The organism is Candidatus Zymogenus saltonus, assembly GCA_016929395.1.
Lineage (GTDB): Bacteria > Desulfobacterota > Zymogenia > Zymogenales > Zymogenaceae > Zymogenus > Zymogenus saltonus.
Genome location: JAFGIX010000028.1, coordinates 1 through 26,923 on the forward strand (window position 1 = coordinate 1; position 26,923 = coordinate 26,923).

The 26,923-nt window shown below is 46.6% G+C and carries 15 protein-coding genes and 1 riboswitch; of the genes, 7 read left to right on the plus strand and 8 right to left on the minus strand.

The window, feature by feature from the left end:
- Window positions 1-118 precede the first annotated feature (118 nt).
- Window positions 119-931 (minus strand): SDR family oxidoreductase, encoded by an 813-nt coding sequence (locus JW984_06105; GenBank protein ID MBN1572757.1) that lies wholly within the window; start codon window positions 929-931, stop codon window positions 119-121.
- 48 nt (window positions 932-979) lie between these two features.
- A complete protein-coding gene (locus JW984_06110; protein ID MBN1572758.1) occupies window positions 980-4,816 on the minus strand; it encodes a PAS domain S-box protein in 3,837 nt (1,278 codons plus the stop codon).
- 685 nt (window positions 4,817-5,501) lie between these two features.
- Here JW984_06110 and JW984_06115 point away from each other — a divergent pair.
- The 7 genes from JW984_06115 (at window position 5,502) to JW984_06145 (ending at window position 12,910) form a co-directional block, all read left to right on the plus strand.
- Entirely contained in the window at window positions 5,502-6,533 is a 1,032-nt protein-coding gene (locus JW984_06115) for a Gfo/Idh/MocA family oxidoreductase (protein MBN1572759.1), read from the plus strand.
- A gap of 167 nt (window positions 6,534-6,700) precedes the next feature.
- Window positions 6,701-7,801 (plus strand): DegT/DnrJ/EryC1/StrS family aminotransferase, encoded by a 1,101-nt coding sequence (locus tag JW984_06120; protein ID MBN1572760.1) that lies wholly within the window; start codon window positions 6,701-6,703, stop codon window positions 7,799-7,801.
- Window positions 7,801-8,757, plus strand: coding sequence for a glycosyltransferase family 2 protein (locus tag JW984_06125; protein MBN1572761.1), 957 nt, complete (start codon window positions 7,801-7,803; stop codon window positions 8,755-8,757). Before JW984_06120 ends, JW984_06125 begins: the two co-directional genes overlap by 1 nt.
- Before the next feature lie 157 nt (window positions 8,758-8,914).
- The gene (locus JW984_06130) at window positions 8,915-9,889 is read left to right on the plus strand and encodes a sulfotransferase (GenBank protein MBN1572762.1); all 975 of its coding nucleotides are present in this window, start codon (window positions 8,915-8,917) and stop codon (window positions 9,887-9,889) included.
- A gap of 399 nt (window positions 9,890-10,288) precedes the next feature.
- Window positions 10,289-10,400: riboswitch (molybdenum cofactor riboswitch) on the plus strand.
- A 104-nt stretch (window positions 10,401-10,504) separates the two neighbouring features.
- A complete protein-coding gene (locus JW984_06135; protein ID MBN1572763.1) occupies window positions 10,505-12,235 on the plus strand; it encodes an aldehyde ferredoxin oxidoreductase in 1,731 nt (576 codons plus the stop codon).
- Window positions 12,236-12,317: 82 nt separating this feature from the next.
- Window positions 12,318-12,554 carry a MoaD/ThiS family protein gene (locus JW984_06140; GenBank protein ID MBN1572764.1) on the plus strand — a complete coding sequence of 79 codons (237 nt, stop codon included), beginning with the start codon at window positions 12,318-12,320 and terminating at the stop codon, window positions 12,552-12,554.
- A 77-nt stretch (window positions 12,555-12,631) separates the two neighbouring features.
- Window positions 12,632-12,910, plus strand: coding sequence for a MoaD/ThiS family protein (locus tag JW984_06145; GenBank protein ID MBN1572765.1), 279 nt, complete (start codon window positions 12,632-12,634; stop codon window positions 12,908-12,910).
- Between the two features lie 79 nt (window positions 12,911-12,989).
- Here JW984_06145 and JW984_06150 read toward each other — a convergent pair whose 3' ends face one another.
- The 6 genes from JW984_06150 to JW984_06175 form a co-directional block, all read right to left on the minus strand.
- Window positions 12,990-13,787 (minus strand): response regulator, encoded by a 798-nt coding sequence (locus JW984_06150; protein ID MBN1572766.1) that lies wholly within the window; start codon window positions 13,785-13,787, stop codon window positions 12,990-12,992.
- A 151-nt stretch (window positions 13,788-13,938) separates the two neighbouring features.
- Entirely contained in the window at window positions 13,939-15,555 is a 1,617-nt protein-coding gene (locus JW984_06155) for a response regulator (protein ID MBN1572767.1), read from the minus strand.
- A 1-nt stretch (window position 15,556) separates the two neighbouring features.
- The gene (locus JW984_06160) at window positions 15,557-22,219 is read right to left on the minus strand and encodes a PAS domain S-box protein (GenBank protein MBN1572768.1); all 6,663 of its coding nucleotides are present in this window, start codon (window positions 22,217-22,219) and stop codon (window positions 15,557-15,559) included.
- A 1-nt stretch (window position 22,220) separates the two neighbouring features.
- Window positions 22,221-22,667: a response regulator gene (locus JW984_06165; protein ID MBN1572769.1), complete on the minus strand. Its 447-nt coding sequence runs from the start codon at window positions 22,665-22,667 to the stop codon at window positions 22,221-22,223.
- A 12-nt stretch (window positions 22,668-22,679) separates the two neighbouring features.
- Window positions 22,680-24,986, minus strand: coding sequence for a PAS domain-containing protein (locus JW984_06170; protein ID MBN1572770.1), 2,307 nt, complete (start codon window positions 24,984-24,986; stop codon window positions 22,680-22,682).
- A gap of 17 nt (window positions 24,987-25,003) precedes the next feature.
- Entirely contained in the window at window positions 25,004-26,104 is a 1,101-nt protein-coding gene (locus tag JW984_06175; protein ID MBN1572771.1) for an amino acid ABC transporter substrate-binding protein, read from the minus strand.
- Window positions 26,105-26,923 lie beyond the last annotated feature (819 nt).

Genomic DNA, 26,923 nt, shown 5'->3' on the forward strand with positions numbered 1-26,923 from the left:
CCCCCCCCCCCCCCCCCCCCCCCCCCCCTTTCCCCCCCCCCCCCCCCCCCCCTCCCCTACCGACCCCTCCCGATCTGCACTTATGCCGCAATCCCCTTATCGAACTTCGACACCCCCATTATCTATCAAGCTCCGAGCTCATCTTTCTTACCATGATCCGCTCGTACAGCCCGGGGGCCACCTTGTTCAAGAGGTGGGTAAACTTGCCGACGAGGCTCAAAACGAGGAGCCTTTTTCTCTTCACCGCGCCCCTGTAGACTGCTTTGGCTATCTCCTCCGGCTCATACTGCCTGCCGGTGGTCGACTGGGGGTGTTTCGTCACCGTGCCGTCGCCGTCTAAGGCCCTCGTCTGCAGGTTGGTCTTTGTAAATCCGGGACACACTATCATCACATCGACGCCGTATCTTTTCAGCTCCGTCCTTAAAGAGGTAAAGAAACCGTGCATTGCGTGCTTGCTGGCGGCGTAGCCGGTTCGCCCGAGGAGTGGGGCGAGCCCCGCAATGCTCGTCACGGCGATGATCATACCCTTTCGCTCGACAATGCTTTCAATCGCCGCCTTTGTGCAGATAACCGACCCGAAGAAATTTATATCCATCACCCTTCGGTAAACTGAGACCTCCGTATTCAGAAAACCGCTTCTCTGGGTGATGCCGGCGTTGTTGACGAGGAGATCGATCCCTCCGAAGTTTTCGATTACCTTACGGACGGCCGCCCTGCATCCCGCCTCGTCTGTCACGTCACAGACCACCCCCATCGCGTCGATTTTGTTCCTCTTAAGCTCTTCTACCTTACCGTCGAGGGTTTTCTTGTCCAGGTCTAGGAGGACTGTCTTGGCGCCGTTTTCGCCGAACTCCCTTGCGATTGCGAGTCCGATTCCGCTGGCCCCGCCCGTTACAACCACAACCTTACCCTCAAATACACGTATTGCCATTCCAAACACCTTTCACACAATTATTTCAACCGCAAAAGAAAAACTACATTAATTAAGCACCTTTCTCATCGTCTCTAAAAGCTTATCCAAGACAAAGGGCTTTCCTATAAAACCTACCGCCCCATTCTCCAGGAGATCGAGATGTTGATCCTCTTCGTTGAATCCACTGGAAAGAAGCACTCTGACATCGGGATTGATCTTCATCATCTCATCAAGAACGGCTTTCCCGTCCATATCGGGCATTTTTATGTCGAGAATTATGAGGTCAATTTCGTCCTTATTTTCTCTGTAGATTTTTATCCCCTCTTCTCCGGAATTTGCGGAAAATACCTTATAGCCGTAATCCGGCAAAGCGCCCTTAAGCATAGATAGTATAGTCTTCTCATCGTCAATTGCAAGGAGGGTTTCGGAACCGCTCTTTGTCCCTACTAATTTTCTATAACGTAAATCCTCCTTCTTTTTAGACGCGGGGAAATAGACCTTGACCTCGGTTCCCTCGCCCGGCGCACTGCTGATGTCGATGTAACCATCGTGCCCCTTTATTATACCAAAAACAACGCTCATTCCCAACCCCGTACCGCCCTTATCTCCCCTCGTTGTGAAATACGGCTCGAAAACCCTCTTGATTATCTCTTCGTCCATCCCAATCCCCGTGTCTACACACTTCAGGCAGACGTACTCTCCAGGCTTGAGATTAAAATAACGCATTTCGATCTCCTCTTCGACGCTCTCCGAAAATGTCAAGATTTCAAGGAGACCACCGTCGGGCATTGCATCCCTTGCGTTGATGGCGAGGTTCATTATGACCTGATTCAACTGGGACTCGTCCCCCTCGACGGCATACAGACCATCTTCCATCTTGATCTTTATCTTTATGGACTTATCGAAGGTTTTTACAATGAAGTTATAGACATCCTGTACAATCCTATTGATATTGATCGTTTTTACTTCGATCTTTCCCTTTCTCGAATATGCGAGGAGCTGGGAGGTAAGATCAGACGCCCTCAAGGCTGAACTCTCGATGGTGGAAAGCCCCTCGTAAAAGGGATCGGATTTACTTGCCTTATTTTTCAAAAATGAGGCGTACCCCAAGATCGTGGCGAGGATGTTGTTGAAATCGTGGGCGATACCCCCCGCCAATGTGCCCAGGGCCTCCATCTTCTGGGCCCTGAACAGCTGTTCTTCTATCCTTTTTCTATCGCTTATATCCCGGATCGATCCCTGAAAACCGACGATCTTTTCTCCCTTACGAATTACATCGACACAACTCTCTACTATTATTTCCTCACCGTTCTTATCAAATATTTTATAATTGAGATTTTTTATAGGTTCTCCGGTGCGATAGAGAAGATTGTAAGCTTTAGAAACTTTTTCCACTGTTTCGGCATCTCCGAATTTTCTATAATTTCCCCCTATCATCTCCCCGGCTTTATAACCACACATCTCTTCAAATGCCCTGTTTATCGACGTAAAATTTCCATCGAGGTCCACGGTAAATACGGGCTCGATAGAGTTCTCAAACAGGTTCCTGTATTTCTCCTCGCTCTCCTTAAGCGCCGCCTCCGCCAGTTTGCGGCAGGTGATATCAATTATCACGCCCTCTACATAGCCCTTTTCATGGAACAACTTTGCCGATATCAGGACATACTTTTTCAGTCCGTCCTTGAGGGTGAAATGCGTCTCGAAACCGGATATCTCACCCTTCTCTTTTAGTAATTTAAAGAACTCTTTCCTCTTGTCGGGGGGAAAATAGTCGGACACCTTGTAATTTTTCACCAACTCGTCAACCGTTTTCACTCCGACCAATTCCGCACATTTAAGGTTGGAGCGGAGGAACTTGCCGTCCTCAATGTTTACCCTCCAAATGCCGACGAGGGCGGTCTCGAACAGATTCCTGTAGAGCTCCTCGCTCTCCTTCAGCGCCTCCTCGGCGGCCTTTCGTTTGGTGATATCCAGTATACTGACGATCTCTCCCTGGCTCGGATCTTTTGGATCAATGGGGCTTATCCTCATATGGCCGTCGAATAAAGTGCCGTTCATCCGCCTCAACTTTGCGTCTATCTCCAAAGATACATTCGATCCAAGCTCATCAAGAATCTTGCTTTCAATGCTCCTGTATTCTTCGATCGAGGCGACAAAAAAAGAGGCTTCTCTTCCTAAATATTCCTCCTCGCTTTTAAATCCGAACATATCCGACATTGCTTCATTTTGCCAGACAATCCTTCTGTCCTTAACATGACCTATGCCTACAGCCGAGGATGAAAGGATATTTTTCAGCTGCAGCCCGCTCTTCCTCAAGGCCTCCTCCGCCAATCTCCTCTCAGTTATATCCGTACACGCGCCTATCAGCTTTATCGGTTTTCCCGAATCACTCAACATTACAGTCCCGCGGTCTATCCAATACCTCCAGGAGCCGTCCTTTCTCCTTATTCGATACTCCACAGAAAACGACCCCTCCTTTTTTCTGTGACGCCTTATCATATCTTCAAGCATTTTAGATTCGTCCGGATTTATCAATTCAAGCCACGCATCGAGGGTCCTTCCGAACTCGCCGCTTTCATAACCCAGCGCGGCGTCTATATCCCCGTACCAATCCAAGACGTCCGTCAAAACATCCCATTCGTAAATGAGGTCTCCCGTGGATTTGGCGGCAAGCCGAAACCTCTCCTCGCTCTCTATGAGGGCCTTCTCCGCACGCTTCCTGTCGGTGATATTCCTGCCGATGCCGTGAATCTCGACCACCCTATCATCTTCCCATTCCCATTTCTCCTTTGTCTCAACCGTAACTATGTTTCCGTCCTTGTCGTAAAACTCCATCTCAAAACTGCCCACATCCTCTCTATTAAGCTGCCTTTTTATCAATTCTGATGCCCGCTTGAGGGACTCCGGAGTCATAACCTCTGTGAAATTCTTGCCCATCAATCTTTCCCTCGGCAGCCCCATAATCTTCTCGACGGCGCTGCTTACAAACTTGAAATTCCCCTCGAAATCGGAGATATATATCAAATCATCGCTCTGCTCCACAAGCATCCTGTATCTCTTCTCGGACTCCTTTAGAGCCTCCTCTACAATCCTCTGCCCGGTAACATCACGAACGGATCCTTGAACTCCGGTCGGCCTTTTATCCTCGTCATATATAATCCTGATATTTAACTCCGAGGGTACCTCCCTGCCGTCCTTATGAATGAGGTTGACCGCAATAGTCCTCCCGGCTTTATGCTGCCCCTTGGAGAGCTCTTCTGCCACTATCTCTTCAAACTTTTCGTGGCATTCGTCCGAACATAACTCCCAGATCTTCATCCCTATCATCTCATCGGGCGTGTAGCCGATTGTGTGGACGGATGACTCTGTTATAAAAGTCATGCCAAGCTCCATATCCGTCTTAAAGACATATTCAACGATATTGTCTGCCAAAAGGAGGTTTTCCTCCTCGCTCTCTTTTAACGCCTCTTCAGCCCTCTCTCTTGCCAGTCGGTCATTGTATTTGTTTACAACTCCCCATAGAACCGGTGTGAGTAATTTTAAATACTCCCCGTCCGGGTCCTTAATGATGTAGTCATCGACCCCCATCATCAGCGCCTCGAACACAACATCCTCAGAGCCGACATCCGCCAAGATTACCGAGGGCAGATTGATCCCCTCATTAATAATCTTCTTGCAAACATCGAGACCCGACATATTGGGCAAGATGAATTCGGCAACAACAACATCGAATGAAGCAGGATCTTTGCGAAGTAAATTAAGGGCATCGCATGGTGAATTGAATTCGGTCACTTTAAAGGGAAATTGGCTGTCATTTAACGCCTTGGAAAAGGAGAGCCCATCATCATTATTACCTTCAATAAGCAAAACGTTTAACTGCTTTGATTGTTCTTCGGCCTTCATGTTATCCGCCAAAAAACCATTTCACTTCATGGAAAAGATACAATGTTGATGGTTTTGTAAAGATCGAGTTCTATTGATAGATACTGTTACATACTTAAAATATACATTTTATAAAAGCGCTATAAAGATATTACGATGAATTGCGTTCATGTTACCTTATTATATATTTAAGTACAATTTATGTCACTATTTGTTTTTAAGCAATTTGGCATACGTGATAATATATTGAAGAATATTAACAATAAATTTGCCAAATATTCCCAATCGCAACAGATTTAAGGAATAGAATTCTTGTAACTCTTCTAATGCCTTTTTATCGACCTTATTCTTGAGATTTTTAAATTGAAGTGAGTATTCTTGCGGCCGAATATAATACTAATTATTATTATGAGCTATTACAATATACCAAAACAGATAATTATTGTAAAGCCTTTTCCCCAAAAGTGCTAAGGGTGAAAAAAATACGGTACGCAAAGTTGACAGGATTTATTCTTGATTAATTCAGAGAAAATATAAAAAGAGGCGACTTATTGGACAAAAGTTGCCTGCATGACAAAGAAAAGAGCAGCAACACCCAACTCATTTGCCCCACATTACTCCTATATTAATATTGACATTACAACCGTTTTTCTGTATTTATAATACAGCAATTAAATTTATCGCTTCAGTGATAATCGGAGGTCTTTTGGCTCAACAGGTAACAATCGCCCAGATCGGCTGTGGATATTGGGGGCCCAATCTTCTGAGAAACTTCTATAGGATTGAAAATGTCAAGATCAAGTACGTGGCCGAAGTGAGTGAAGAGAGGAGGATTTATGTTGCATCAAACTACAAAGATATTAAGGTCATCTCCGACTACACTGAAATATTGAATGACGAAGAGGTCGATGCAGTAATAATAGCCACTCCGGCCAACGATCATTATAAACACGTAATGAGCGCGCTCTCTTCCGGCAAGCACTGTCTTGTAGAAAAACCCCTCTCTCTAAAAACCGACGAGGCGGCGGAGATAATATCAATGGCCGAAGAGAGGGATTTGGTCTTGATGGTGGGCCATACATTCCTCTATAACGCCGCCGTTCACAAATTGAAAGAGAAGATAGATGAAGGGGAACTTGGCGAAATACACTACATCTACTCACAGAGGCTGAACCTCGGGCGAATAAGGTCGGACATAAACGCAATGTGGAACTTCGCCCCGCACGACGTCTCCATCTCCCTTTTCCTGATTGACAGTGAGCCCGAGTGGGTAAGCGCCATCGGGGAGGCATATATACAGGAAGGAGTTGAAGACGTCGTCTTCTTGACGGTGAAATTCAAAAATGGAACCATATTCAACGTGCACATAAGCTGGCTTGATCCGAATAAGGTTCGCAGGATAACGGTTGTCGGGAGCAAAAAGATGGTTGTCTACGACGACGTCGCCGATTACAAGATACAGATATTTGACAAGGGGATCGATAAGGTCAACATGGAAAGGTCGCTCGGGTCATACGATGATTTCGGGAAGTTCCAGCTCATTCACAGGGCCGGCGATCTCTTGATTCCGAGCATCGATTTTACCGAGCCCCTCTCCTTGGAGGCAAGAGACTTCATCAACTGCATCATAAACAACGGGAAGCCCGTTTCGGACGGCGAAAGCGCGCTTATGGTGACAAAGATACTGGAGGGCGCAACGCGATCGCTCTCGAACAAGGGAGAGCGGATCTATCTTTGATTTTACGGCATGAAAAAGCGCTAGGCTTGGGCAACCTATAAAGGGCGATCCGTAATCGCCCTGTCAGATGAAAACCATAGCTTGGAAGCCGTTTCGATACCATTTCATTAAACTTTTTAAGCGTCTTTAAGTCTTTAAATATCCCGATGAATCCTACGAAGGGGCAAATGAAAATTCCACTGGTAGACCTGACCGCTCAATACCTGTCGATAAAAACCGAAATTGACGATGCAATCTCAAAAGTCATCAACGATACGGCCTTTATAAAGGGGAAATACGTAAACGACTTCGAGGAGAACTTTGCGTCCAAAATCGGGGGCAAGCACTGTATCGGCGTCGGGAACGGGACCGACGCCCTCTTCATATCTATGAAGACGCTGGGAATCGGATCGGGCGACGAGGTGATCACGGCGGCAAACTCCTTTATCGCCACATCGGAATCGATAACGATGACGGGAGCTAAGGTCGTCTTCGTCGATGTAGATCCACGAAACTACAACATCGACCCGAAGAGGATCGGGGAAAAGATAACGGGAAAGACAAGGGCGATAATGCCGGTACACCTCTACGGTCACCCGGCGGATATGGACCCGATAATCGAGATCGCCAAAAAACACGACCTGTTTGTGATAGAGGATGCGTCCCAGGCGCACTTCGCCGAGTACAAGGGACGAAAGGTGGGGGGCATCGGAGACATGGGCTGTTTCAGCTTCTATCCGGGCAAAAACCTCGGCGCCTACGGCGATGCGGGGGCGATCGTAACCAACAGCGACGAGCTGAACGAGAGGGCGAGAAAGACGGCAAACCACGGCCGTATCGGCAAGTACAACCACGAGTTCGAGGGCGTCAACAGCAGGATGGACGGCATCCAGGGCGCGGTGCTCGATGTCAAATTGAGGCACCTTGCGGAATGGACCGAAAAGAGGCGGAACATCGCAAGGCTGTATGGAGAGATGCTTAATGATGTGCCCGACATTATCAGGCCCGTCGAGGAGTATTACGCCAAGCATGTCTATCACGTCTACGTCATCAGGGCCAAGGAGAGGAACGCCTTAAGGGAGCATCTTAAAAACAACGGCATATCCGCCGGAATCCACTACCCCACGGCCCTTCCCAACCTGCCCGCATACGGCTACCTCGGCCACACTCCCTCGGACTTCCCCGTGGCAAGCAGGTATCAGGATGAGGTTCTGAGCCTTCCCCTTTATCCCGAACTTTCAGAGGAGCAGGCGGGCGTTATAGTGAGCTGTATCAAGGGTTTTTACTGATGTACAAGGACAAGAAAATATCTCTGGTTATCCCGGCTTACAACGAAGAAAAGCTGATAAGGCCCACCCTTGAGGCCGTTCCGGATATAGTAGACAAGATATATGTTGTCGACGACTGCAGCCCGGACAATCAGAACGACGTGGTCATGGAATGCGCGAAGGCCGATCCGAGGATAGATCTTCTACGGCATGAGATCAACCAGGGACCCGGCGGGGCCATCATCACGGGTTATCTCAAGTCGTCTCACGACGGCTGTGATATAGCCGTCGTGGTGGGGGGAGACAACCAGATGCCCCTAAGTGAAATAGAGAATTTTCTGGATCCCATCATCGAGGGAAAGGTGGACTACGCAAAGGGGAACCGGTTTCTATTGAGCCGCCTTGAAGACACCCTGGAAAAGATGCCGAAGACGAGACTCATCGGGAACTGGATCATCACGGCACTGACAAAGATCGCCTCGGGTTACTATAAAACGATGGACGTGGTCGACGGCTATACGGCCATCACCAAAAGGGCCATCGACACAATCGATTGGAATCGGGCCTGGAAAAAGTACGGTTACCCGATGGATTTTCTGATCAGGCTGAACGCATACGGCTATAAGATCGTGGATGTCCCCAGGACCGCAATATATTTGCCTGGCGAGAGACAGTCGCAGATAAAGGGGCTGAGCTACGCGCTTCGCGTATCCCCCATGTTGATAAGGAACTTCTTCTGGCGTTTGAAATTCAGGTATATTTTTTTGGACTTTCATCCCCTGGTCTTTTTCTACTATTTCGGATTTATACTGCTCCCGGCCGGCATTTTAGGCGGTCTTTACCTGATTTTCGACAAGCTCTTTTTAAGCGGGTATCATGTCACCGGGTCCCGGGCGGTCCTTGTGTCCCTTCTTATTATCATCGGACTCCAGTTCCTGCTCTTTGCCATGCTTTTTGACATGGAGGAGGGAAAATAACCGATCCCCCCGGGGGTATTGGGAAAAGCCATCCCACTTCAAATATTAATCCACTTGATATATTATGTATATCCAACTATAATTCAAATCATCAAATCACACAGATATAACAACCGTTTAAAGTAACGAACTAACCTGATTATTGAATCGACCGTTTATGATATCACCGTTCTTTATCGTAGGCTGCGGGAGATCGGGCACAACCCTTCTCAGAAATATTCTCAATCGCCACTCCAAGATAGCGATCCCTCTCGAATCCCTCTTTGTCATCGATTACCTCACGGTCAAGGACCGAAAGCCATTATCGACCTTGAAGGAGCTTATCGTAAGGGAGCACGAAATAGGCGAGTGGGGGCTTGAAATTACTCCAAACATGTTAAACGATTGCTCCACACCAGAGGGCCTGATCGACAGGATTCACGAGCTCTATATGGAGAAGAACGGCAAAGTCATATGGGGACAGAAGACCCCCCGCTTCATAAGGCACGGCGAACTCCTTAAAACGGCCTATCCCGATTCAAGGTTTATCCACGTCATAAGAGATCCCAGGGCGGTGGTCAACTCCCTAATCAATTCGGATGTGCATAGGAGCAATGCCTATTACGGATCCTTCAGATGGAACAGGGATGTAAACCAGGGGCTTTCGCTGAAGAAAAGGTACCCGGAGGATACCCTCGAAGTAAGATATGAGAGTCTAATCACTGACCCCGAAGAGACCCTGAAGGGTATCTGCAGATTTATCGAAGTCAATTTTGAGCGGGAGATATTAGATCAGGATAAGACAAAAACGAAAGAATACAGCAAATTTTACAATAAAATTAACGTAAAAATCGGACAACCGCCGGATCCGCAAAGGCTGGATGCCTGGCGCTCAGACTTGTCTCGACGGCAGATATCGCTTATAGAATCGCTCTGCGCGGAGACAATGAAGAGACTGGGATATGCCCCGTCCGCGAACTACAGGAGTCCAAACGGTATTTATATCTTTTACTTGAGGCTTCAGCGTATCTTCGGATTTATGAGGCAGCTCTTTCATTACGTCTTGAACAGGCGACAATACATTATCTGCAACATCAGACGAAAGCTGAAGCTTTCGCTGCTGTTCGGGGACATATTCAAGATAAACTACTGAAAGTAGTATCTCTTTATTTTTATGACGATTGCCGCTTCCCATCGATGTAGGGAAAAGACCTCCTTTTGCGCGAGATAGACCGTAGTTTATAAAAAATCGGTTACCCTTTTTGACTCGATTTTTAACCGCCCGACAACCCGAAATTCCTTGACATCCCTGCAAATATTTTGATAATATCTCATCAATAGAAATACCACCACAATAGGCACTTCCGATCCCACCCATCCCACCGGGATATTTGGGACGATAGGGGTATGGGAGCAATTCTCTACCCTGCCGCGTTTGCAAAGGAAGAATCACCGGCATGAGCATATTCTCATGCGGATTGTTTCTTCCTTTTTTTATTGTTTTTTCATAGCGGGAGATGAATCGACACCTATATAACTGACAGTTTTCATTTTATATAGTATCTTCCGATCCCACGGATCCTCAGTGGATTGACGGGACGATAGGGGTATGGGAGTAATCTTCTACCCTGCCGTGCTTGCAAAGGAAGAATCACCGATGTAATCGATTCGATTGCGTCGGTCGTTTCTTCCTTTTTTTTTGAGGTCAAAAATGCCAGACGCCAATCGCCAAACAATTTTTGTGTAAATATCTTTCAAGGAGGTTTTTATGGAAAAGATAGTAAGAGTGAACATGGACGACCTCACCGTAGAGGTGGAGCCGGTCCCGAAGGAATACCAGGGGCTGGGAGGAAGGGGACTTACCTCGACTATCGTGGCTTCTGAGGTGCCGCCGAAGTGCGATCCCCTCGGGCCGGAGAACAAGCTCGTGATAGCCTCGGGGCTTCTGAACAACACCTCCGCCCCCAACGCGGGGAGGCTGTCGGTGGGGTGCAAGAGCCCCCTCACCGGCACAATCAAGGAGGCTAACGCCGGCGGCGTTGTCGGCACCAAGTTCGGAAGGATGGGAATCGCCGCCGTCATCGTCTCAGGAAAGCCGAAGAAAAAGGGACTCTACAAGCTCGTTCTCACCAAGGACGGCGGGAAGCTTGAGCCGGCCGATGAGCTGAAGGGCCTCGGTAACTACGACACGGTAGCCAAGCTGACCGAGGAGTACGGGGAGAAGATGGGCTACATCTCCATAGGCCAGGCGGGGGAGATGCTGCTTAAGGGGTCGTCCATCGCCGTGAACGACCGCGACAACCGCCCCACCAGGCACGCCGGTAGGGGAGGCGTCGGAGCAGTCATGGGCTCGAAGGGGCTCAAGACCATCGTCGTGGACGACACCGGGGGGAGACTCCCCAAGGCGGTTGACCCTGAGGGATTCAAGAAGGCATCGAAGAAGCTTTTGGACGCCCTCAAGACGCACTCGGTCACCTCGGAGGGCCTTCCCACGTTCGGCACAAACATCCTCGCCAACATCGTCAACGAGGCGGGCGGCTACCCCACCAGGAACTTCTCCGAGGGGAGGTTCGAGGGGGTGGAAAAGATCAGCGGCGAGACGCAGCACGACCTGATCCTCGAGCGGGGCGGAAAGATCAAGCACGGCTGTATGCCCGGGTGCGTCATCCAGTGCTCCAGGAGCTATCACGACAAGGACGGGAACTTCCTCACGAAGGGCCCCGAATACGAGACGATATGGGCAAACGGCGCCAACTGCGGTATCGACGACCTCGACGCTATAGCCCAGATCGACAGGCTCTGCGACGACTACGGCCTCGACACCATCGAGTGGGGGGATGCGATGGCCGTGGCAATGGAGGGCGGGGTCCTTGAATTCGGCGACGCCAAGGGAGCCATCAAGCTCCTCAAGGAGGTTCCCAAGGGAACGGAGCTGGCAATGATACTCGGCAACGGAGTGGTCGCCACCGGAAAGGCCTACAACGTCTCCAGGGTGCCGGCCGTCAAAGGCCAGGGACTTCCGGCATATGACCCAAGGCCGATAATGGGAATCGGCGTGACCTACGCCACCTCAACCATGGGGGGAGACCACACGGCCGGATACGCCATAGCCCCCAACGTCCTCAAAGTCGGCGGAGAGGTCGACCCGTTGAAGCCTGAGGGGCAGGTGGATACCTCCAGGAACCTCCAGATAGCCACCGCGGCCGTGGACACCGCGGGACTGTGTCTCTTCATAGCCTTTGCGGTACTGGACATACCGTCCGGATTCGAGGGGGTCTACGAGATGTTAAACGCCCAGTACGGGCTGAACCTCACCGCCGATGACGTGGGCGCCCTGGGGATGAAGATCCTGAAGATCGAGAGGGAGTTCAACAAGAAGGCCGGATTTACCAGCGCCGACGACCGTCTCCCGGATTTCTTCTACAAGGAAAAGCTGGCCCCCCACAACAAGGTCTTCGAGGTTACGGACAAGGAATTGGATCAGGTATACAACTTCTGACCGATTTGAAAGCCCCTTTAAGCCCGTCTCTTTTATGAGGACACGGGCAGGATCGATCGGCCTTTCATATTCAGGGAAACCGATGAAGGTAGAGGTCAAGCTCTTCGCGGGATTCAGGAAGCACACGCCAGAGGAGGCGCAAAATTCTTTTTTCATGGATGTCCCTCACGGGTCCACCGTGGGGGACATCGTTGCCTCTCTGGGTCTTCCCGCCGACGTAAAGAAGATCATCTTCGTAAACGGCGTCCACGGGGATTCGACGACAAGCTTAAAGAGCAACGACCGGGTGGGGATATTTCCGCCCGTGGCGGGCGGATAAAGGGGTCGCTTTCAAGAGACTCGTATGCTCATTTTTAGTTATAGTCTAAAAAGTGAAGGAGAGATGGAGTAACTGATATGGCGGATATAACGGTAAGACTGTTCGCATCTTTGAGGAAGTACGGCCCGGGCGACCCCCCGGGCGTCATAGAGATGAGCGTTGAAGAGGGTCTTGGGATCGAAGACATCGTATTCAGGCTCGGCATCCCGAAAGAGAGGGTGAAGATGATCATGAGAAACGGGAGGGTCGCCGTCTTCGAGGACACGGTCAACGAGGGCGACAGGATTGCCCTCTTTCCCCCGGAGGTCGCCTTCAACCTCTACATGGCCTTGAATTTCAGGGAAGATATGAGATGAAAGCCGTAATATTGTTAATATGCATCGTCAGCTCCTTTTGTGACCAGGAAAACTTATGACTGACGCGGTTTTTCCCGTCTCAATCCCTGTCAAGAAAGAGTTTCTTTTCAATGGCACGCTTAACAATCCTTGAAAGTACATAGAGATCCAAAGGCTTCTCAATATAATCATACGCTCCCAGCTTGACTGCCGTGATCGCCGAGTCTTTGTCCGCATTTGCCGTAATAATGATCACTTGAGTGTTGGGAGAAACCGCCTTTACATGTCGTAACAAATCTATTCCATTTTTTTTGGGCATCATAATATCGGTGATGATTAAATCATGCCTCTTTTTATCAAATTCCAGTATGGCCTCATCGCCGTCAAGTGCCGTATCCAAACAACAGAATTTCTCGTCCTCGAGGACAGTAAATATTACATTTATTATTTCCTTTTCATCATCTGCGATGAGGATTTTTGCCTGAGCCAGCTTGTCGGTGTCCAATCCATAGGGATTTTCATATATAAACTCCAGAGGTCCTCGAATATTCTCATATGCCTTGTTTATCTCTTCGATCTGCTCTACGTCGAAAGGTTTTGTCAGGCTGATGTACACTCCTTCTTTTGCCGGGGATTCGAGAAGGTCTTCAACCTTATCCCCCGAGATGATCACACCCGATAGCTTTGGATCTATCTCTCGAAGCTTTTTAAGTGTTTGAAAACCATCAATCCCGGGCAATTTTACGTCAATATATGCAAGGCTGGCCTCATGCTCCCTCAAATAGTCAATAGCGTCATAGCCGTTTTTAAAGCTGACGACGGAATGCCCCATGAGCTCCATCACTTCCTCCAGGTATTTTCTGACGCCAGGATCATCATCGATTATCAGTATTTTCATCTTTCACCTCAAATATCTATTTTCGACTAAAAACAGCCCGGATCAGCTACTTGAACCAACTTATTCATCCCCCAATAAATGAATTTATACATGTATTCTTTCAAACAATCACTCCTTACCCATCCCTCCAATTTCTTCAGATGCAACCATTTCAAGGGATGCTGTTCAACCCGACTCTATCCAATAACAATTTCTTTTCCGATGCTTTCTTTACGGCTCTGGAAATTAAGGCATAGTCAAACGGTTTTTCTATATAATCAAAGGCGCCCCATTTTACCGCCGCAATGGCGGAATTTTTATCTGCATTGCCGGTGATAATGATTACTTGAGAGCCCGGCGATCTTGCTTTTATCTCTCTTAATACTTCGATCCCGTTCTTTTTCGGCATAACAATGTCAACGATAACGACATCATGGCCGCTCTCTTCAAATTGTTTTACCGCTTCCTCACCATTTTCAGCGGTATCGATATTTGAGAACCCTTCATCGCCCAGGTAATCCTTGATTGCCTTTCTTATTTCCGGCTCGTCGTCAACAACCAGGATGTTCATATTAAATACATTTTTTTCACTTTCCGGCAAAAACCTCTCATCCGTCAATAAATAGTTTATTATTTCCTCTTCCGCAAAAGTTATCTCTTCCCTTTCAAGAAAAAGTCTCCTGGTCTTTATGACGTTCCAAATGTAATAAGAAATCTCTTCAACAAACAAGTCCAGATCAGGGTGAGAAACGCCTTTCCCTGAAGACTCCACATCCGGTTTGATAATAAAATAGGATGCTCCAATAAAAAGGCACTTCATCTTTATTTTGGGATCATTGATCGAAGCAATTATTACTACAGGTATGTGGGGAAAATTTTCATTAATGCCCTGCAAGAAGTCCATATCCGTATAGCCTTGATTCTCATCTTCGAGCTCTCTCAAGGAAAGGTCCAATACGACAACGGCGGGAATATTCTTCATTTCAAGTTCTTCTATTCTTTTGAATGCTTCTTGATTATTCCCGTAATTTTCCACGTCATAGTTAAATCGTGTAAGTCCATCCGACAAAAAAGCGCTCATTGTTGGATCTTCTTCTATGATAATGACAATCTCCTTCGGCAAAAAGCTGTTGATTTTCTTGGACACGTTATCGTATGTTTTCCTGATATTTGAAATATTGTCGATTTCATCGGCCAAATCCAAGACTCTCGTGAAAAGAGTGCTGTGTATTCTGCTTTCAGATAATTCTCTGCTGACATCTTTTAAATACCGCTCATCCTGTTTTTGAATTGATTTAATGTCAATAAGTAAATCGCTTGGAACATCCGAGAAGTCTTCATTATAAAACCTGTATATGCCATCCCAATATAACATGTTTTTTAAAACTTTCAGGCTGTTCTCTTTCATTGTATCATATAGGAATTGTTTATCTATTTTTCCCGATTTTACAAGTTTCGACTCAAAAATATATTTAGGTTCTCTTTTTTGGAGCTCGAGTATTTCCTTGATATCGCTTTCATCTAAAATATTCTTTTTTATTAGATCATCCCTGAGGCTCTCATACATTCCGTGTGAAAAAACTACGGCAATGTAACCTTTGTAAAAGACAATAAATCCGTCTCCATCCTTAGAGCTGACATAAAAGTTTCCAGAAAGCTGGCCATCTCCGAAGCTTTTTAGAAGATCAATGAAATTTCCCCTCTTGAAGCTTCCTGATAATACAGTTTCACTATCTTGGACTATATTTAATTGATTCATAATCTTATTTCCTTCTTTAAATTTTACCAAATCAATGAATATTCCTTTTTTCTACCAACAGCTCTACTAAAACAGAAAGTAATTCATCAATCTCGAAAGGCTTTTCTATGAATTTCGCATCGGAAACCTTGAAGAAATTCTGTGTCTCTTTTCCAAGTATATCCCCGGTAATGAAAACCATTCTTTCGGTCAAAGCCTGGTTGGTTTTTTTAACATAATTATAGATGCTCTCGCCGGTTAGACCCGGCATTTTCATGTCGGTGATTATGATATCATAGTCTCTGCATTTTATAAGCTCGATCGCCTCTTCACCGCTTTTTGCCATCTCCACAATGTAACCCTCAACCTCCAAGGCCTCGACCAAAAAATCCCTCAGCGATTCTTCGTCTTCCACTACAAGGACTCTTATCTTCCCCTCCGGTTTTTCTACCGCTTTGGTATATTCCTCCTCTTCTTCTCTTATTATTTCTTGAGTAATCGGCAGTTGGATAATAAACTTGGTCCCCTTTCCCACCTCGCTCTCTACATCTATGGTCCCGTTATGGTCGGTTATTATCCCGTACACGATGCTCATCCCAAGGCCCGTTCCCTTCCCCACCTCCTTTGTCGTAAAGAAAGGATCAAATATCTTTTTTAGGTGCTCTTTTGGAATACCAATACCATCGTCCTTGAACTCGATTACAATCCTGTCTCCCTTGTGAAGAGTAAAGATGTCCAAAGTCCCCCCGTTTTTCTCGACAAGGGCGTCATGGGCATTGTTTATCATGTTAATGAAAACCTGCTGGAGTTGATAAGGATCGGCCGATGTCTTCGGAATATCCTCGCTGAGATTCAAGTTCATTTTAACATCATCCACCCGAAGCTCATATTCCCTCAGTCTGTAAGACTCGAAGATTATGTCGTTTATTGCTACCATCTTCTTCTCGGATTTGTGTTCTCTCGCAAAAGCGAGGAGCCCCCCCACGATCTTGGAGGATCGGATTGACTCCTTCATTATAACCTCGAGCTTGTCCTTAATATCGGATGGAATGTCCCTTCGCATAAGTATCTGGGCGTTTCCTATTATTGAAGTGAGGGGATTATTGAGCTCGTGGGCGACCCCGGAGAGAATGCCGCCGAGACTCGATAATTTTTCAGCCTGAATCAGCTGTCCTTCCAGCTTCTTTCTTTCGGTGATGTCGGTTATAACTCCGGTCATTCCCATTACCTCGCCGTCTTTTTTGATGAGACGGCTTGAAGAGCGGACAAAAATTATGGCGCCGTCTTTATCAACTACCCTGTATTCAAAAGGCTCTATAATACCTTTTTGTGTTCTTTCTCGGCTCTCTAACAACAATGGAAGATCATCGGAATAAATAAAGTCGGAAAAAGGCTTGTCCATTAGATCTTCCGGATCATATTTTGATATATCGGCAATCCTTGGGCTGATATATGTAAAGTTTCCCTCCGCATCTATGTTGAAAATCACGTCATTGACATTTTCCACGAGGGAGCGGTAGCTCTCCTCGCTCTTCTTGAGGGCATCATCCATCTTCTTTTGCTCGGTGACATCGTTTATGATTGCGGTTACACCCACTATTTCTCCATCTTTTATTGTGGGACGGCCAGATGAATTGACAAATACTGTATTGCCATCCTTATCAATGGCCCTAAATACAAGAGATGAACTAGCACTAGTACCCTTCAAGACCTTTTCGCGGTTCTCCAATAAAAGCGGGAGATCATCGGGATGTATGAAGCTATGAAATGATTTGCCCATCAGATCTTCTATGTCGTATTTTAATACACTTTTCACCCTCGGGCTGATATAAGTGAAATTTCCTTCGACATCTAGATTAAAAATTACACTACTGATATTTTCCACGAGGGAGCGGTAGCTCTCCTCGCTCTTTTTGAGGGCATCATCTATCCGTTTCTGTTCGGTAATATTCTGGAATATGCCCCGCAAACCAACGCACTCGCCGTCCTTATACACGGGCTCGCCGCGGACACGACACCAGATGAGCTTTTTCTTTGAAGTATAAACTTGCAGATCGAGATCAAAGAGCGTTCCATTTTCGATGGCCTTGTTATATGCCTCAAAGAGAATCTCCCGATCACGTGAAGGGTAGAAGTCAAGGTGTTCATCAACGCCAGGCGGTTCCTCATCATATGGTATCTCTATTATGTCATAGAGAGCTTTAGTCCAAACCGCTTTTCCGGTGACGAGATCATGTTCCCATCCACCAATCGCGGCTATCTGCCCGGTTGAATTCAATATCCGCTCGCTCTCCACAAGCGTCGCTTCTGCCTTCTTGCGCTCTGTGATGTCGCGGATATCGCATTGCACTACTTTTTTATGGTTGACAGAATAGACGTTGCTGACGAACTCAACATGAACTTCCTTACCGCCCTTGGTTTGAAGCAGCTGGTCTTCATAGCGGACATATTTTTTTTCCTGCAGTTCGAGGAAATTCTCTTTATTTGCCGCGATGTCTTTAAAAACTCCTATCTCCCACAGCTCCTTTCCCAAAAGCTCATCGTGGGAATATCCCAGCAATATTTTTATAAAAGGATTTACATCCTCTATCCTTCCGGTGTCGGCATTTAGGATCAGTATTCCGTCCTTGGCGGCCTCAAAGAGCCGCCGGTATCGCGTCTCGGAGGCATGCAGGGCTTCTTCGGCCCTCTTTTTTTCGGTAATGTCTCGCGCTATTCCCCTAAAACCAATCACGTTTCCTTCTTTGTCCATTATGGGGGTAACTGATGTAGAAACAAAAACCCCATTTCCATCCTTTCTGATCAGTTCCCAATCGAATACCCTCTTTGCTTTTTTAGTCTTGAAAACCTCATTGAATACTTCATAGACTTCCGCGGCCGTCGCTTCATCCATATAATCTCTGTTATTCATACCGAGCATCTCGGCTTCGGAATATCCAAGAATCCTGCACATCGAGTCATTGAAGAATGTAAAATTCCCTTTAACATCGACCTCAAAGTACCCGTCTTCGATGTTCTCAATTATTGTCCTATACTTCTCTTCGCTTTTTCTAAGCTCCTCCGCCGCCCGATAATGCTCGGTAATGTCCTGGTTGACCCCGTAGGTCTTTACCGTGCGACCCTCTCCGTCTTTGACGATGAAGAAGCGCACCGCGATGTGGCCGACTTCCCCGTCGGCATACAGTATTCGATGTTCGAGCTGACGGCTGAAGTTCGGGTCGGTGGTCTCAATAGCCGCCTTCACCTCCCCGCCTACTATGTCCACATCGTCCGGATGGCAGAACCTGCGCGCATAGTCGGCCGAAGACAGTCGGTACCCGCCCATTTCTTCGGCCGTGGTGCGGAAAATGGTGTAGAAATTGTCGCTGAAGGTGAAGGTGTCGCCGGCGACGTCGTATTCCCAGTTGCCGGCCCGGGCTATACGCAACGCATTGGACAACTGGGCTTCACTGTTTTGCAGCGCCTCCTCGGCCCGTTTTCGATCGGTAATGTCCCTCAGAATCCCTTGAAATCCCGTTATCTTATTGCCTTCACGAATGAGGTTTAAATACACTTCCAGAGTGCGCGCTTCACCATCTTTTCTTATGGTCTTATAGACAAGATTTCTTACCGGCTCGCCCGTGCTATAGAGGTTATTATAGGCATTGAAAACATATTCTATCTCTTCGGGGTCAGCAAACTTCTTGAAGTTGCTCCCTATAATTTCTTCTCTCTCATAACCCATAACTTCTGCGAGGGCGTCGTTCATCGATGTGAAGTTCCCCTTTAGGTCCACTGTAAAAACAGCTTCTATGGAGTTCTCAAACAAACCCCTCCATTTCTCCTCGCTCTCCCCGATCTCCTGTTCCGCCCGCTTACGTTCGGTTATGTCTTGAACGATACCAGTGAGGATCGAAGCGTTGCCTCCATTGTCCAGAATAAGTTCGCCCGCTTCAGCCCAGACTACACGCGCTTTTCCGTCAGGCAAGACGACCCTGTATTCGAGAGGCAACGATTTTTTATCGTTTATAACGGACATGTTGGCACTCTCGACCGCCGACCTGTCATCCGGATGAATGGCACTTTTAATCACATCTTCGAGATTTCCGGTAAAATTCTCCTTTTCAATCCCGAAGATTCTATACATTTCATCAGACCACTTGACCCGATCTTCCTTTATATTCCACTCCCAACTACCAACATGTGAGACCTTCTGGGCTTTATTAAGTGAAGCCTCGCTTTTTTTTAGCGCATCCTCGGCCCGTTTTCGCTCGGTGATGTCCCTCATAATCTCCATCGAGCAGTAGTGTCCTTCAGGCATAAGAATTGGGGTGGTGTGAATCTCAAATATTGAACCGTCAGGAAGGATCGTTTCCTTTATAAACTGCCTGTGCTCGTTGATGGTCTTCACATTGGTACATCCATTGCATGGAGCGTCGATGCCTAAATAGAATTCGTGACAGATATTTCCTTCTCCATTGCCGAAGCGCTCCTTGGCCGCCCGGTTTTGAAAAACAATCCTGTAAGATTCGTCGATGATGTCTATTGGATCAACCATGAAGTTGACAACGTTCTCGTTGAACTGCTTGAGATACAATATCTTTTCTTCGGCGGTTTTCTGCGCGGTGATGTCGTTAATGAAGCCCTCAAGGACTATTTCATCGGACTCCCCCGAAGGGACTCCTACCCCCCTCTCCCATAACCACTTTTCCCGGCCATCAGCTGAAATGATTCGATATGTGATCTCATAGGGACGTTTTTCTTTAAGGGCATTTTCGATCTCATCCCGTATGTACTGTTGGTCATCGGGGTGGTTAAGTGTTTTGCCAAATGAAACATTTTTGTTATCAATGAAATCTTCCGGGCCATAACCCGTAATTTCATAGCATCCTTCGCTGATGAATTCCATCGTCCAATATTCATCAGTTTTGCACCGGTATGCGATACCCGGGAGGTTGCTTATGAGAGTGGAAAGCTTTCGCTGGCTCTCCCTGAGGTCTATCTCCGCCTGTCTTCGTATCTCCTCCTTATCTATATAAGACAACGCATAGGCAATATCCTGAGCCGCTTCCTCAAGAAGTGCGATTTCATCGCCGCAAAAATAATTAATAGTGTCTGCATAGACATTCAGCGTGCCATAAAGGGTATCTTGATAAACGAAAGGAACAGAAACAGCTGATTTGTATCCCCTCTTTTCCGCCTCTTCTTTCCAAGGGTCGTAATCGGGATTATTCATTAGGTCATTAAATACGCACGTCTTTTTAGTTTTAATTGCCGTCCCCGTGGGCCCCTTTGCCGTTACGTCGCCATCCCATGTAATTGTGATATTATCCAGATATCCATTGTCAAATCCCCACTTAGCGATCGGGACCACCTTCTTGTGCTCTTCATTGATAAAACCTATCCATACAAAGAAATACCCTGAAACCTCTACAAGTATCTCACAAACCTTCTTAAGGAGAACATCCTTGTCTTTCTCCTTAACGATAAGCTGGTTGATGTTCCTGATCGAGCTCAAGAGGCGGTTTAAATGATTTATATGATTTCTTGAATTCTGTAATTGCGTGATATCGGTAAAAGTTGTATATACCTTATAGGGCTCTTTTTCATCCGGACTGCAAATTGGGACCGCGTTTACATCTATCCATCGATACCCATCATCCGATGGATTGAATACACCCATTATCTGATTTTCAACCGCTTTTCCTGTCTTCAACGCCGCCATCGAGGGATGAGTATCTCCCTGGAAATCCGATCCGTCCTCGTGTACAGCCTTCCAGCGGGGGTCTATCGAGGTCCTTCCCGTCATCTGGTCGAGGGTCAAACCGAGAATTTTTTCCGCGGCGGGATTGGCCGAGGTGATCTTTCCCTCTCTGTCCTGATAAACCACCCCCTGGGCCATGGTCTCGAAGAGCCTTCGGTGCTTCTCCTCGCTTTTTTTCAACTTATCTTCCGCTCTATTTCGCTCTATGATCCTCCCGATCCGCTCCGAGATGGTCTTTACGAGATTGCGCTCCTCCTCCAAAAAAGGCTCTGCGCCTTTTTTGGTCGTATCTTCCAACAAGTGGATCTCTATGCCTCCTAACTGTTCGCCCGATAGTAATATCGGCTCGGACAATAAGGATTTGGCTTCCTTAAAATTCCGCGACCTGAACTCCCTGTCTCCAACTTTTATCCTCGCAACGGTGTTTTCCGGATTTAAAAAGGCGGGGGGTATTGTATCAACGATTCTTTGGACTAGGTCTTCGACGTCCGCATCTTCCTTTTCGACTATTTTTAATATCTCATGGAGACAATTAAGCTCCTTGACGCGCTCCCTTAGATTGCTTGCGGTTTTTCTTAATTCCACAAGAAGCCTGCACCGCTCGATGGAGTGTTTGATCGTATCCCTTAAAAAAAACGGATTGATCTTATCCTTCAAGAGATACGACTGCGCGCCGTCTTTCACCGCTTGGATCGCCAGATTCTCGTCGGAAAGGCCGCTCAGGATAACAAACGGAGTTTGAGGTGCAACAGAATACGCTTTGTAAAATGTTTCAAATCCGCTTGAATCGGGGAGACCAAGATCGGTTAAAACCACATCGTACTCTTCGGTGGAAAGCTTTCTTAATCCCTCGGAGAGGCGGTTTGCGGTCTCAAGGTGAAACTCCCCCGGCGATTCCGACAGCATCTCCCTTGCCAGCCTGACGTCGGCGGGGTTGTCCTCGATGTATAATATCCGTATTGGTTTTTTCATTTCATTTTCCGTCCGGCAATACTACTATAGTAAACCAGAAGTCCTCGATGGACTTGACGACCTTGACAAACTGTTCCATATCAACCGGTTTTGTAATATAACAGTTTGCATGCAGATCGTAGGTCCTGATAATATCTTCGTCCGCCTTTGAGATGGTCAGGATCACAACCGGGATTCTTTTCAGTTTGGGGTCTTCCTTTATCTCCTTTAGCACCTCGCGTCCGTCCTTCTTGGGGAGGTTCAGATCAAGGAGAATGAGATCGGGTTTCGGAGATTCGGCATGTTTCCCCACTTTTCTTAAAAAATCCAAGGCCTCAACCCCGTCATTTACAATGTTGAGATTATTTTTTATTTTACTCTCCTTAAGCGCCTCAACGGTAATCCGCACATCCGCCGGGTTATCCTCGACCAAGAGGATCTCAACAGGTTTGTAGATTACAGTGCTCATGATTTTCCCTCCTTACTGGGGTATGGTAAAATGAAAAGTTGAGCCTTTTTGGGGTTCCGACTCAACCCAAATCTTTCCGCCGTGCCGCTCTATAATTTTTTTACATATTGCAAGGCCGATCCCGGTCCCGGAGTACTCGTCCTTTCCGTGCAGGCGCTGAAAAATCACGAATATCTTGTCAAAATATTCCTGTTCAATGCCGATCCCGTTGTCCTTGACCGAGAAGACCCAGCTGCCGTCTTCTTCATAAGCGGAAACATGAATATAGGGGAGATCTCCCCTTTTGAACTTTATAGCGTTTCCAATAAGATTCTGGAAGACCTGGACAAGCTGAGAGGCATCGGCCATAACGGTCGGCAGTTCTTCGTTGGTGATAATGGCCCTGTTTTCCTCTATCGTGGCAGACAAATTGACCATCGTTTGCCCGAGAACCGAATTGGCATCGGTCTGCTCTAACGGTTTCCCGCGGGTGCTTACCCGCGAAAATGACAGGAGGTCATTAATCAGCTGTTGCATCCTCACGGAGCCATTCACGATGAACCCAATGAACTCCTGGGCGTCTTTATCGAGCCTATCATTGTATCTTTGAGACAAGAGCTGGGAAAAGCTCGACACAGCCCTTAGAGGCTCCTGGAGGTCGTGGGATGCGACATAGGCGAACTGCTCAAGATCCCTGTTCGACCTGACGAGCTCTTCACTCTTTTTGATAAGCTCTTCGTTCTTGTGTTGAAGCTCTTTCTCGATTTGTTTTCGCTTGGTGATGTCGTACCCGAACATGACGACATTTTCAACCGCGCCTTCTTCATCAAAAATAGGGTATATGCTGTTAATGCTGTTTTTCCCAAACCGCTGATCCTCAAAATTTACGGGCTTGCCGGTACGAAACACCTCGTCAATTTTTGATTTTTTCGTCTTTGCAACTCTTTTCGGCAGAAAATCGTAGATGTAAGATCCCACCAGTTTTTCCCTGGAAACGCCGAGTCTTTCGCATATAGTGTCATTGGCCAAAATTACCTTGCCCTGCCTGTCCAGCAGCACCGCCGATTCCGTAATCGTGTTAATCATGACGGCGGCCGTCGCTTCTCTCTCCCTTGATTTCTCCTGCTGAATGAGATTCTGCTGGGATTTTCTGAGATCACGTATCATCCGGTCGAAGGATGAAGCCAGCGATCCTATTTCGCTCTTCAGCCCGGTGAGCGATTTGTCAACCGGCTTGTTCAGGTTTTCAATTGTCACAGCCCTGGAGAAATCGGTCAATTCCTTGATCGGCCTGGTAACGTAATATGATGCAAATAAAGAGACTACGACGCCAACCAGCAAAGTTAATAACGAGAAATAAAGCATCTGTCTCTCTAATGCATAAAGAGGCTGTAATACCTCACCTAAATCGGCCTCTATGACAAGAATGAGTTCAATACTTTTTAACGATCCAAGGCTCTCTCTTTTTATGTAAGAGATTAGAAAATCCCGCTTGGCCTCTCGAAACGTAAAATAGCCTTCTTTTTTGTTCATTGTCTTAAAAAAAAGGCTGTCCGAAATATCTTCAAAGGGAACAAAAGGTTGGGTTGTGTAGATCACTTTTCCGTCCGTTGTTAATAGTTTAAGCTCCATCGTTTCGTATCGCGATTTTCCCACCTCCGTATTATGCGCTATCCCCATAATATCGAGCGCGCCTCTTATAACGCCGATGAAATTGCCTTTACCGTCTTCGATTCGCGTGGCCAGGTAGACAGTATATTTTTCGATACCCTCGTCGTATACGACGGAGCTTAATGAGAATCCGTTTTCACGCGCGGCAATCCACCAATCATCTTCTTTGTAATCATATTTACCAAAGCGGGATGTTGAAGCAATTACCGCCCCGTACCTGTTTGTAACGGTGGTCCTTGAAAAAGAGGAGTAGCCGTGGATTTCACTTAGATACTCAATGAGATCGGTTCTTAATTGAATGGAGAAATCGCTGTTGATGATCTCTTTTGACAATGGAGAGAGAAAACCATCATTTGATCTCCCGATCTCCTCTTCCCTCCTCTTAATGAGCGGCTCCACTTTCGGATCGGCGTCAAAGACCTTGTTTGACCGCTCCACTTCATCGCGAAGGTAGTTGCGCCGGGTGTATAATTGGAGCTGTTCCAGATGAAAATTGATATGGTTGTCGATGTCGTCTAATTTTTCGTCGGCGAAAAACATAAGGTCGGATCCTGCGGAGTTCATAAGCGACCTTCTTGTATTCGAGATCATATAATAGGAGAGAGCGCCCATGAGGACAAGCAGGATAAGAAATCCGGTAATAATCTGTGCTCTTATGCTGATTCGCATTAATAAATCCTCACTTTCTACTGGAGATACTCGATCTTATTGTTCTTCACATACGCAGGAAAAAGAGGGACATATGCATCATTTTCCCCAGGTATGACTTCTATATCGCCAAACACACAGGGAAAGACAAACCCTTTTTCCAATACAGATCTTACATTTTCCCGCGACAGCTCTTTGCCTTCAAGGAGACCCGCTATCAGCTTTATTGCTTCGTAGCCGGTGGCGACATGATGCGTCAGCTCTCTTTCGTATTGGGACTCGAACTTTTCCTTCAGCTCCATTACATAGCGATAGTCTTCATTGTAAATTGACGGTGTAACTATGTATACACCGTTAATTTCAGGCCTGGTCTCCGCAAGACCCGCAACACCCGAGGTTCCTATAATTTTACCGGTGTACCCGGACTCTCTGAGCTTTTCTATTGCTGGAACCATGTTACCCGCATAACCAATAATACATACCGCATCAACATCCATAAGCCTCTCAACCGCTCCCGAAAAATCGGGATTTTTGACAGCAAACGGTTCACCTGCCACAATTCCACCCTTTTCCCTGAATTTTTCCTCCAATATTTCTTTTATGGATATTCCATATACTTCGTCCTGATAAAGTATCCCGAGTCTTTTGACCTTCAAATATTTCGCGAGAAAAAGTGCGGAGTTTGCCTCGTCCTCCGAGGTAGGGTAAAAACGATAAGTCCATTCTTTGTCTTTTGTGATGTCGGGCGCCGATACAACAAGCCCCATGAGAACCACCTTATTCTTCTCGGCCAGCGGCGAGATCGCTGTTGAAACGGTGCTGAGCGTTGAGAAATACACTATAGGTCTATCTTGTTTTTCTATATCTTCAAATGCCTTTAGACCAATTTTCGGGTCAGATTCGCTGTCTCGCACAACAAGGCTTATCTTCCTCCCGTTGATTCCGCCCCGCTTGTTGATCTCGTCAACGGTAAGGAGCATACCGTCCCTGACATCAACGTGGTTTGAAGCCGAGCCGGAAAGGGCGATAATCGCGCCGAGCTCTACTTTATCGTTTTCCAACGAGCATGTTGTGATAATCAGGCCAATTTCCACCATTATTGTCGACATGAATATGAAAAAAAGAATTTTCCTTTTCATCGGTAATTACCTCGTCTATTTAGTTTTGAAAAGTTGTGAATATCATTTACTTTTGAACTAATTTTCTCTACGAATCAAATCCCGTATATATAGGCGTCTTTGAGAAAATAGTTAAAGAGGATCTTACAGTTCTAGTATTTGATTGGTCGATCTTAAAAAATTTCACGCAGCTAACATAGTGAGCGGTGGAAATTAATGGAACTTTGACGCCTCTCTAATATTTTATAATGGAATTGGCAAAAACACAAGCAGTCCTTAAATGAGATTGCTCTTTTTGGCATAGATACTTATACAAATGCGATATAAATATTGATTTTTCAGCTAATAAGTTGAGAAATCGCCCGCCTTGCCCATATTTTTGTTATTCAAATTTATACTAATCTTGTAATAAATGAATAATTTTGATTGCGGGAGATTTCCGTTTCGGCCTCGGCTTCTTACGCTACAAAGAGTGATAAATCTCCGAAATATAATCAAGGATATGGGAATCAAAAAGGAAGCGGGAGTTGTGCCGTCCCTACCCGAGTCTTACATAAGCGCCTCCGAGAAGGCTCAAACCTGCGGCCAATTGATTAGCAGTCCGTTTAATCAGAATGGTAAGGCCGGATGAATATCGATAGAGAAAGTTGAAGCACTATGACTAAAAAACTACAATTAAACTGCCCCGATCATGAAAGTGTTAAAAAGGTGATGAGCTAATAAACGACGAGTCATGGACTCCTTTTTTAGGCAGATTGGATTCAAGGCATCTTAATTGAAAGAGAAAAAACCATGACTCAAGGATAGTACATCATACTTCGGAAATTGAATATAGTGGAA

Excerpts from the sequence above, each read along its gene's own strand:
- JW984_06105 (MBN1572757.1), bottom strand. The coding sequence starts at position 931 with ATGGCAATACGTGTATTTGAGGGTAAGGTTGTGGTTGTAACGGGCGGG.
- JW984_06110 (MBN1572758.1), bottom strand. The coding sequence starts at position 4,816 with ATGAAGGCCGAAGAACAATCAAAGCAGTTAAACGTTTTGCTTATTGAA.
- JW984_06120 (MBN1572760.1), top strand. The coding sequence starts at position 6,701 with ATGAAAATTCCACTGGTAGACCTGACCGCTCAATACCTGTCGATAAAA.
- JW984_06125 (MBN1572761.1), top strand. The coding sequence starts at position 7,801 with ATGTACAAGGACAAGAAAATATCTCTGGTTATCCCGGCTTACAACGAA.
- JW984_06130 (MBN1572762.1), top strand. The coding sequence starts at position 8,915 with ATGATATCACCGTTCTTTATCGTAGGCTGCGGGAGATCGGGCACAACC.
- JW984_06135 (MBN1572763.1), top strand. The coding sequence starts at position 10,505 with ATGGAAAAGATAGTAAGAGTGAACATGGACGACCTCACCGTAGAGGTG.
- JW984_06140 (MBN1572764.1), top strand. The coding sequence starts at position 12,318 with ATGAAGGTAGAGGTCAAGCTCTTCGCGGGATTCAGGAAGCACACGCCA.
- JW984_06145 (MBN1572765.1), top strand. The coding sequence starts at position 12,632 with ATGGCGGATATAACGGTAAGACTGTTCGCATCTTTGAGGAAGTACGGC.
- JW984_06150 (MBN1572766.1), bottom strand. The coding sequence starts at position 13,787 with ATGAAAATACTGATAATCGATGATGATCCTGGCGTCAGAAAATACCTG.
- JW984_06160 (MBN1572768.1), bottom strand. The coding sequence starts at position 22,219 with ATGAAAAAACCAATACGGATATTATACATCGAGGACAACCCCGCCGAC.
- JW984_06165 (MBN1572769.1), bottom strand. The coding sequence starts at position 22,667 with ATGAGCACTGTAATCTACAAACCTGTTGAGATCCTCTTGGTCGAGGAT.
- JW984_06170 (MBN1572770.1), bottom strand. The coding sequence starts at position 24,986 with ATGCGAATCAGCATAAGAGCACAGATTATTACCGGATTTCTTATCCTG.
- JW984_06175 (MBN1572771.1), bottom strand. The coding sequence starts at position 26,104 with ATGAAAAGGAAAATTCTTTTTTTCATATTCATGTCGACAATAATGGTG.